This is a genomic window from Phenylobacterium sp. (assembly GCF_028290885.1).
In the GTDB taxonomy this organism is placed as follows: Bacteria; Pseudomonadota; Alphaproteobacteria; order Caulobacterales; family Caulobacteraceae; genus Phenylobacterium.
The window spans coordinates 1-9,106 of sequence record NZ_JAQGIZ010000097.1; the positions used below are offsets into that span (position 1 = coordinate 1).

Here is a 9,106-nt window from a genome sequence, read left to right on the forward strand (position 1 = left end):
AGCGACCTGAAGCGCCGCCTCTCCGCCGGCTTCGGCGTCGCCGCCCGCGCCGGCTGGCCGCAGGCGCTGACCGAGGCCCTGCGCGCGCCCTTCCTGCAGCCCGCCGCCTCTCAGCCCGCGCCGTTCGTGCAGCTGTTCCTGGAGATCTGGGAAAGCCGCGTCGACCTGCAGCGCCACTTCCCGCTGCGCACCGGCGCCGAGCGGTTCAAGTACCTGCGCTGGCTGGTGGGCGGCGGCCTCGCCGAATACGGCGTGGAGTTCGACGCCCTGCCGGCCGCCCTGCGGCTGCATCCGCACACCCAGCTCGCCCGCCTGACCGTCCGCCACCGCCAGCCCCTCGCGCGCGCGGCGGCCGAGCGCCGGGTCGCCGAACTCTGGGTGGTCGAGGGCGCCGAGCTCGCCAAGGAGGCCGCCGCCGACCGGCTGGTCTACGAGGCCGCCGCCGGCCGCTTCCTCGGGCCGGCGGGGCCCGCCGCCGCGCCGGCCCAGGCGGACCTGGTGCGTTTCCTGACCCACCCGGACCTGGTCCCGGCCGACGCCGTCGCGCTGCACAGCCGCGGCGTGCGCTGGAACCGCGCCGTGGCCGTCTGGGACGGAGCCACCGCCGTCGCACTCACCGGCGACACCGTGGGCCTGGGCTTCGTCGACGAGGTCTGGTCGCCGACCGCCGCCGGGACCGACCTCTTCCGGCCGGTGAAGACGACCGCTCCGATCGCCGCATGAATCCGCCCCCATTGAGTGTCTTGGGCGCCGCCCGCCGGCTCTGGCGATCGGCCGTGCCCTTGCCGCTGCGCCAGCTGGCCGCGCCGACCCTGAACAAGGTGCTGGAGTCCCATGTCCGGAGGAGCGCGCGGGCCCCGCACGGCGCCGACACCGCCCAGGGCCCGGTCAAGGTGGTCGGCTATTTCGCGGGCTCCCACGGCATCGCCGCCTCCGCCCGCTTGGCCGCCCGCGCCTTCGAGGCCCTGGGCGTCCCCGTCGATCGGGTCGACGTCACCGACGCCAAGCTCGACTGGAGCGGCCGGCTGACCGAACCGGTCACCGCCGGCGCCTGGATCTTCCACCTCAATCCGCCCGAGCTGCTGGCGGCGCTCGCCTGCCTCGGACCCCGCCAGCTCGTCGGCCCCCGCTACGGCTACTGGGCCTGGGAGCTGCCCCGCGCGCCGGACCTGTGGCTGAAGGACGCCGCCCTGGTCGACGAGGTCTGGGCGCCCAGCCGCTATACGGCCGAAGCGCTGGCCGGCGCCGCTTCGCCCGTCCGCGTCGTGCCGCACCCGCTGTTCGTCGAGGACTACGCGAACGTCGCGCCCGCGCCGCGCCGCGCCGCGTTCCAGGGCGTCAGTGTCTTCGATTTCAACTCGTCGTCGGCGCGCAAGAACCCCGATGGCGCGATCGCCGCCTGGCGTCAGGCCTTCGGCGACGACCCGACCTGCGAACTCACGCTGAAGACCCAGAACGGCCGGCTCTTCCCGGAGGTCCTGGCCGCGCTGCGCGCTTCAGCCCCCGGCAACGTCCGCATCGTCGACGAGGTCTGGTCCTATGCGGAGATCCAAAGCCTGATCGCCGGCGCCGACGTGCTCGTCTCCCTGCACCGCGCCGAGGGCTTCGGCCTGACGCCGGCCGAGGCCATGGCCTTGGGGACGCCGGTGCTGGCGACGGCCTATTCCGGCGTCCTCGACTTCATGGACGCGGACTGCGCGATGATGGTCCCTTATCGGGCGACGCCGGTCGTCGATCCGCAAGGCATCTACCAAGGCCAGACCTGGGCCGAGCCCGACCTGGGCGCCGCAGCCGGGGCCCTGGTTCGGCTGCGCGGCGACCCCGATCTGGGCCGGCGTCTGGCCGAGGCGGCGCGCAAGCGGGTCGCCCGCCAGCTCTCGCCGCCGGCCTGGTTCACGACCCTGCCCGCCCCGGTAAAGGCGGCCGCGATGGCCGTGGCCAAGCGTTAGGCGTCCCACTCCCCCGGGTGGCCGGATTCAGGGCCTGCGCGTGGTGATGTCGGTGAGCGGTCCGCCCTCGCGGACGGTCTTGTTGCGGTAGATCACCGCCCCGATGCGGTTCGGGCTCTGGGCGATGGCGTCGCAGAACTCCGGCCACAGCTCCGACGGAACCCACAGGCAGGGCGCCCGCGGGTCCTCGTCGATCGCCACGTCCACCAGGTCGCGCGCCTTCATGGGGCCGAGCCTAGCGCGGCCTTAGCGAGGCCGCGAGAGGCTCAGTCGGCGGCGACGCCTACCGGGACGCCGTTGGATACGGGCGGCGCCGCGCACTTCCCGGCCCGGGCCTGCACCACGTAGAACAGCGCCCGGCCCTGAGCGTAGATGAAATGCTCGCCGAGCGGCGTGGTCGGCTGGCCGGTCAACAGGCTGGGCGCCTCGGGCGAGCCGCCGCCGCCGTCGGACGCTAGCGATTGCTGGTTCCAGCGCGACAGGCTGGGTCCGCAGGCGGCCACGGTGGCGGTCGCCACCTGGTTGGCGTCGTCCCGCGAGGCCGCGAGCGCATAGCCCCAGCGATGCAGGCAGTCGTCCAGCGCCGCCGCCGGGTCGGCCGCGAGGGCAGGCGCGGTGGCCGGGACCCCCGGGGCCGGCGCTGTAGGCTGGCCGGACGTGGTGGCGCCGGCGGCGGTCGGGAACGGCGTGCACAGGCGGGTGTCGCCGCCGCTGCTGGCCACGGCGCCGGGGCGCTGGGCGTTGTTGCAAGCCGCGAGGCTGATGGCCGCCAGCGCCAGGGCGAACGGAAGGCTCTTCAAGCGGGCCATGCGCTTAACCACAGACCTGGGTCGGCGAATAGACCAGCCGTCCGCGTGCGTCATAGAACGGCCGCGTCTCGTAGTGGCAGGCGGTCGGCGCGCCGGCGTAGCGGCCGGCGGGGCCCGGGCCATAGGAGCTGTAGGAGCGATAGGAGCGGCTGCGCACCGGTCTGCGGTAATAGGCGCGCGGACGGTCGCAACTGGTCCGGGCGAGGTTGTTGCCCACCACCGCGCCGAGGCCGGCGCCGATCAGCGTCCCGCCTGTGCGGCCGCCGCCACTCGAGACCGCATTGCCCAACAGGCCGCCGCCCACGGCGCCCAGCAGGGTGCCGGTGACCCTCCGGTCGTGCGCGCGCTGCTCGCAATAGCCCTGGGCCGACGCCGCAGACGGCAGCAGGGTCGGGGCCGCGACGGCGGCGGCGAGGCCGGCGATCATCAAGATCCGGCGCATGGAAATCTCCTCGGTCTGGAACCCGACACAGTGAGGGTTCAGCCAGCCAGAACGCACCGGGGCCCTTAGGGATGCGTCAGAGCCTCAGGAGAGCCAGTCGACGAGGCCAAGCTTGGCCATCCAGGCCAGGCCCATCTCCACCATCCGACGGCGGGGTATGGGAAAGGCCAGCAGCACCTCGCGGCCGGTCCGCGCCTGGCCGGAGGCCAGCAGGTCGAGCGCCTGGGCGCATTCCTCCGGCGTCGCCCGCAGGCCCGGGAAGGCCAGGTCGAGCGCTCCGGTCAGTCCGCGCACGTCCTCGCTGGTCGCGCCGGCCGCCGCAGCGAGCGGCGCGTCCAGGCTGAGCACATGGGTCGCAAAGCCTGCGAAATCGACGAACGGATCGCCCCGCACCGGGTCGGTCTTGTGGCGCGTGACGGGGTCGGTGGCCGCCTTGCGGACCTGCGCCAGCTCGTCGGCCAGCTCATTGTACTGCCGAGCGACCACCGGCCAGTCGAATGCCGTGCGGACGCGCTCGCGGCCGGCGGCGCCCATCCGCCGGCGAAGCTCGGGCGAGCGCGCCAGCTCGGTCAGCGCCTGCGCCGCGCGGCCAACGTGGACGGCAGTGTACTGCGCCACCTCGCCGACGTAGCTCTGGTAGGTCGCGGCCTCGAAGATGTGGCGCTGGACGAGGCTGGCACCGTAGCCGGACCGCGGCCCGCCGAGCGTGGGGATCAGGAAGCCTTCCACTCCGTCGCGGATGGTGGACCGGTAGCCGTCCCAATCGCTGGCCACCACCGGCAGGCAGGCCGCCATGGCCTCGATCGGCGTGATGCCGAAGGTCTCCTGGATGTTGTCCACCAGCGACAGGAAGACGTCGGCGCCGGCCCAGAGTTCGCCCCGCAACTCGCGATCGTTGCCGTCCAGCACATGCACGGGAACGTCGGGGGCATGGATCAGGGCCGCCTCGGCGTAGCGGCCGCGGTCCTCCTCGACCGGGAACCAGCCCGCCAGCGCGAAGTGCACCGCCACGCCGCTCGCCTGGGCGGCCCGCTGCACGGCCTGGAACATGGCCTGCGGGAAGGCCTTTTCGAAGAACGAGAGCCGCCCGACCCACAGCACCAGGACGTCGGCCTCGGCGAGGCCGAGCTGGGCGCGCAGCTTTGCCCGCGCCTGCGGCCGGTCGGCCTGGCTCGCGAACTGGGCGGCGTCCACGCCCAGCGGCACGACCGGCAGCACCGGGCGGGGAGGCGCGGTCCCGCCGGTGCGTTCGCCCAGATAGTCGCCCCAGTTGTCGAACATCTGCGCTAGCGCGTCGCGCACGGCTGGCGAGGTGCAGATCACCGCGTCCCACGGATGCACCGGGCCTACCGAGGCCATGGCGATGATCTCTCGCATGGCGGGCGGGGCGATGGTGTGCGCCAGGCCCATGAGGCTGTAGGCTCGGTCGCCGACCGTGCGGCGGCGCAGCCACGCGAGATTGTAGAGATCCGGCTGTCCTCTCAGCAGAACCCCGGCCTCGGCCGCCGCCGCCTGGTTGAGAATCGAGCTCGGGACCAGGCGAATGGAGGCCGCCGGATCGTCCAGCAGGTCCTCGCGCAGCTGCGCCTCCGTCGCCGCCCGGACGCTGAACACGTCGAGCTGCTCGAAGCCGCCATGCCGCGCCAGGGCCTGGAAGAGCTCGGAGTTGGCGATGTCCTTGCCGAACGGATTGGCCCCCAGGCCGACCCGGGCGGGCGGGTGGAAGATCGAGAACCTAGCCGCCACGGCGCCGCCCGTGGCGCGGGGGGCGCGCCGGCCTTGGACCGGTGGATGGCGCTCGGTCGCCGAACATTTGCACTTAAGCTCCCCGTCGGGTGCAATCGTAGCTAGAGACTGCGGGCGGGTCGAACAATCAAGGCGGCCGGGGACGGATGCAGGACGACACAGGCGAAAGCAGCTTCGCGCGGGGGGTCGAGCTGCAGCGGGCCGGGCGGTTCGCCGAGGCGGCGGGGACCTATAGCGAGCTGGCGCAAACCCGCCTGACGTCCAACCTCGCGAATAACCTCGGGGTCTGCCTGGGCGAGCTCGGCGACTGGCCTGGCGCGGAGCGCTACCTGGCGCTGGCCGCGCGTCATCGGCCGACCGACGCCGACGTCCGGCGCCGCCTGGGGTCGATCTACGCCGAAGCCGGGCGGGCGGATCTCGCCGAGCGGGAATACCGGGCCGCGCTCGCGGCCAGGCCCGGCGACCCTTCCGTCGAGCTGGCGCTGGCCGGGCTCTACCTCTCGCTCGGTCGCTACGCGGAAGGCTGGCCGCTGCTCGCCGCGCGCATCCCCCTGCATCCCGACGTGGTGCCGCCGATGAACGTGAGCTTCCCCGAATGGCGCGGTGAGCCGCTCGAGGGGAAATCGATCCTGGTCTGGGTCGAACAGGGCTTCGGCGACCAGATCCAGATGTGCCGCTTCGTAGACAGCCTGAAGTCGCGCGGCGCAGCCCAAGTGACCCTCGGCTGCCGCCCGGCGCTCGCCCACCTCTTCTCGACGCTCCCGGGCGCCGACCGGATCGTCCCGATCACCGCCGGCGCCAGCGTGACAGTGGCGTCGCATCACTACTGGAGCCGCTACTTCTCCTTGCCGGAGCACCTGGGAATCACGTTGGAGACCCTCCCCGCCCAGCCCTACCTCGCCGCGCCGGCCGACCGGCTGGAGCGCTGGCCCCGCGCAGGCAGCATCGGCCTTGTCTGGCAGGCCAGCCCCACCGGCTTCAACGCCGCGAACAAGGGCCTGCCTGCAAAGCTTGCCCAGCGCCTGCTCGACCGCCGCGCGATCAGCCTGCACCCCGAGGACACGGGCGCCCGCGACTTCGCCGACACCGCCGCGATCATCGCCCGGCTCGACCTGGTCATCTCCATCGACACCTCGGTGGCGCACCTGGCCGGCGCCATGGGCAAGCCCTGCTGGACCCTGCTGCCCTTCATCCATGCCGACTGGCGGTGGCTGCGCGGCCGGACGGACTCGCCCTGGTATCCCAGCCTCAAGCTCTACCGCCAGAGCCGGCCCTTGGACTGGTCGGAAACGGTCGATCAGGTGCTGCGCGACCTGTAATTCGAAAACCTGCGTTCGCCTTGGAACGCGGGGCCCAAATTGGCGTTTGGGTTTGAACTGGGGGTGTGCCGCGATCGCGGGACGATGCTGAGGCGTAGGCTGGCGCCTCGGTTCGACTAGCCCCGGCGTTGTATGGTCTGCTCGGGGATCACCATGACCAATATCGAGACTGCCGCCGCGAAGCGCTCGGTGCGCGCAAATGGCAAGGGCTCGCGCCAAGCGGAGCCGCAACCCGACCCGATAGACACCGGCGAACTGCTTGCCGCCCTGCGGGCGTTCCGGCGCGGCGATTTCTCTGTCCGCCTCCCGCGCGGGCAACGCGGCGTCAACGCCGAGATCGCCGAGGCCTTCAACGAGGTGGTGGAACTCAACGACCGCATGACCCGCGAGTTCGAGCGGCTGGGCGAGACGGTCGGCCGGCAGGGCAAGATCAACCATCGGGCGCGGCTGCCCGCCGCGCAGGGCTCCTGGGCCGCGAGCGTCGAGGCGGTGAACACCCTGATCACCGACATGGTCCACCCCACCGCCGAAATGGCCCGCGTGATCGGCGCCGTGGCCAAGGGCGACCTCTCCCAGACCATGGACCTGGAAAACGAGGAGCGGCCGCTGCGGGGCGAGTTCCTGCGGATCGGCAAGGTGGTGAACACCATGGTGGGCCAGCTGGGCTCGTTCGCCTCGGAAGTGACCCGGGTGGCGCGCGAAGTCGGCACCGAAGGCAAGCTCGGCGGCCAGGCGCAGGTGAAGGGCGTCGCCGGCACCTGGAAGGACCTTACCGATAACGTGAACTTCATGGCCGCCAACCTGACCGGCCAGGTGCGGAACATCGCCGAGGTGACCACCGCGGTGGCCAACGGCGACCTCAGCCGCAAGATCACCGTGGACGTGAAGGGCGAGGTGCTGGAGCTGAAGAACACCATAAACACCATGGTGGACCAGTTGAACGCCTTCGCCTCCGAAGTGACCCGCGTGGCCCGCGAAGTGGGTACGGAAGGCAAGCTCGGCGGCCAGGCCCAGGTGAAGGGCGTGGCCGGCACCTGGAAGGAACTGACCGACAACGTGAACCTGATGGCCGGCAACCTGACCGGCCAGGTGCGGAACATCGCCGAGGTGACCACCGCTGTGGCGAACGGCGACCTCTCCAAGAAGATCACCGTGGACGTGAAGGGCGAAATTCTCGAGCTGAAGAACACCATCAACACCATGGTGGACCAGCTCCGGTCCTTTGCTTCCGAAGTGACGCGCGTTGCGCGCGAGGTGGGCACCGAAGGCAAGCTGGGCGGCCAAGCCGACGTGCAAGGCGTTGCCGGTACCTGGAAGGACCTGACCGACAACGTGAACTTCATGGCCGGTAACTTGACGTCCCAGGTGCGAAACATCGCCGACGTGACCAAGGCCGTGGCCGCCGGCGACTTGTCCAAGAAGATCACGGTGGACGTGAAGGGCGAAATTCTCGAGCTCAAGGCCACGATCAACACCATGGTGGACCAACTGCGTTCGTTCGCTTCCGAAGTGACGCGGGTGGCGCGTGAAGTGGGTACCGAAGGCAAGCTGGGCGGCCAGGCCGACGTGCAAGGCGTGGCCGGCACCTGGAAGGACTTGACCGACTCGGTGAACTCGATGGGCTCGAACTTGACGGCCCAGGTGCGGAACATCGCCGAGGTGACCAAAGCCGTGGCCGCCGGTGACTTGTCCAAGAAGATCACGGTGGACGTGAAGGGGGAAATCCTCGAACTCAAGAACACCATCAACACCATGGTGGACCAGCTGCGGTCCTTCGCATCGGAAGTGACGCGGGTGGCGCGCGAGGTGGGTACCGAAGGCAAGCTGGGCGGCCAGGCCGACGTGCAGGGCGTGGCCGGCACGTGGAAGGACTTGACGGACTCGGTCAACTTCATGGCCGGCAACCTGACCTCGCAGGTGCGAAACATCGCCGACGTGACGACCGCCGTGGCAGCAGGCGACCTGTCCAAGAAGATCACGGTGGACGTGAAGGGCGAAATTCTCGAACTCAAGAACACCATCAATACCATGGTGGACCAGCTCCGGTCCTTCGCCTCCGAAGTGACGCGGGTGGCGCGAGAGGTGGGTACCGAAGGCAAGCTGGGCGGCCAGGCCGACGTGCAGGGCGTTGCCGGCACCTGGAAGGACCTGACCGACAACGTGAACTTCATGGCCGGTAACCTGACCTCGCAGGTGCGGAACATCGCCGACGTGACGAAGGCTGTGGCGGCCGGCGACCTGTCCAAGAAGATCACGGTGGACGTGAAGGGCGAAATCCTGGAGCTGAAGAACACCATCAACACCATGGTGGACCAGCTCCGGTCCTTCGCTTCTGAAGTGACGCGGGTGGCACGAGAGGTGGGTACCGAAGGCAAGCTGGGCGGCCAGGCCGATGTGCAGGGCGTAGCGGGCACGTGGAAGGACCTGACCGACAACGTGAATTTCATGGCCGGCAACCTGACGTCCCAGGTGCGAGGCATCGCGAAGGTGGTGACCGCCGTGGCCAACGGCGACCTGGACCAGAAGCTGACGGTGGAAGCCAAGGGTGAGGTGGCGGCGCTGGCCGACACCATCAATGGCATGACCGACACGCTCGCGACCTTTGCTGACCAGGTGACGACGGCCGACGCAGCCGTTGCCTTGTCCAAGAAGATCACGGTGGACGTGAAGGGCGAAATTCTCGAGCTGAAGAACACCATCAACACGATGGTGGACCAGCTCTCTTCGTTCGCTTCGGAAGTGACGCGGGTGGCGCGCGAGGTGGGTACCGAAGGCAAGCTGGGCGGCCAGGCCGACGTGCAAGGCGTCGCCGGCACGTGGAAGGACTTGACCGAGTCCGTG

General features: G+C 70.5%; 8 protein-coding genes. 4 read left to right on the forward strand and 4 right to left on the reverse strand.

The features are described from left to right. Both JWP28_RS07120 and JWP28_RS07125 read left to right on the forward strand, forming a co-directional pair. Nucleotides 1-723: hypothetical protein (locus tag JWP28_RS07120; protein WP_299541528.1), on the forward strand; the 723-nt coding region annotated here is incomplete at its 5' end. 53 nt (nt 724-776) lie between these two features. After that, the gene (locus JWP28_RS07125) at nt 777-1,949 is read left to right on the forward strand and encodes a glycosyltransferase family 4 protein (RefSeq protein WP_299541530.1); all 1,173 of its coding nucleotides are present in this window, start codon (nt 777-779) and stop codon (nt 1,947-1,949) included. A gap of 27 nt (nt 1,950-1,976) precedes the next feature. Here the strand turns inward: JWP28_RS07125 and JWP28_RS07130 are convergent, their stop codons facing one another. From JWP28_RS07130 to JWP28_RS07145, 4 genes are all read right to left on the reverse strand, one after another. Then, entirely contained in the window at nt 1,977-2,174 is a 198-nt protein-coding gene (locus tag JWP28_RS07130) for a hypothetical protein (protein ID WP_299541532.1), read from the reverse strand. 41 nt (nt 2,175-2,215) lie between these two features. Beyond that, the gene (locus tag JWP28_RS07135; RefSeq protein WP_299541534.1) at nt 2,216-2,758 is read right to left on the reverse strand and encodes a hypothetical protein; all 543 of its coding nucleotides are present in this window, start codon (nt 2,756-2,758) and stop codon (nt 2,216-2,218) included. A 4-nt stretch (nt 2,759-2,762) separates the two neighbouring features. Then, nucleotides 2,763-3,200 (reverse strand): glycine zipper 2TM domain-containing protein, encoded by a 438-nt coding sequence (locus tag JWP28_RS07140; RefSeq protein ID WP_299541536.1) that lies wholly within the window; start codon nt 3,198-3,200, stop codon nt 2,763-2,765. An 84-nt stretch (nt 3,201-3,284) separates the two neighbouring features. Further along, nucleotides 3,285-4,946: a glycosyltransferase family 4 protein gene (locus JWP28_RS07145; protein WP_299541538.1), complete on the reverse strand. Its 1,662-nt coding sequence runs from the start codon at nt 4,944-4,946 to the stop codon at nt 3,285-3,287. Nucleotides 4,947-5,092: 146 nt separating this feature from the next. Between JWP28_RS07145 and JWP28_RS07150 the strand changes: the two genes are divergently transcribed. Both JWP28_RS07150 and JWP28_RS07155 read left to right on the forward strand, forming a co-directional pair. Then, nucleotides 5,093-6,265, forward strand: coding sequence for a tetratricopeptide repeat protein (locus JWP28_RS07150; RefSeq protein WP_299541540.1), 1,173 nt, complete (start codon nt 5,093-5,095; stop codon nt 6,263-6,265). A gap of 153 nt (nt 6,266-6,418) precedes the next feature. Next, a partial coding sequence (locus JWP28_RS07155; protein WP_299541542.1) for a HAMP domain-containing protein occupies nt 6,419-9,106 on the forward strand: 2,688 nt, incomplete at its 3' end.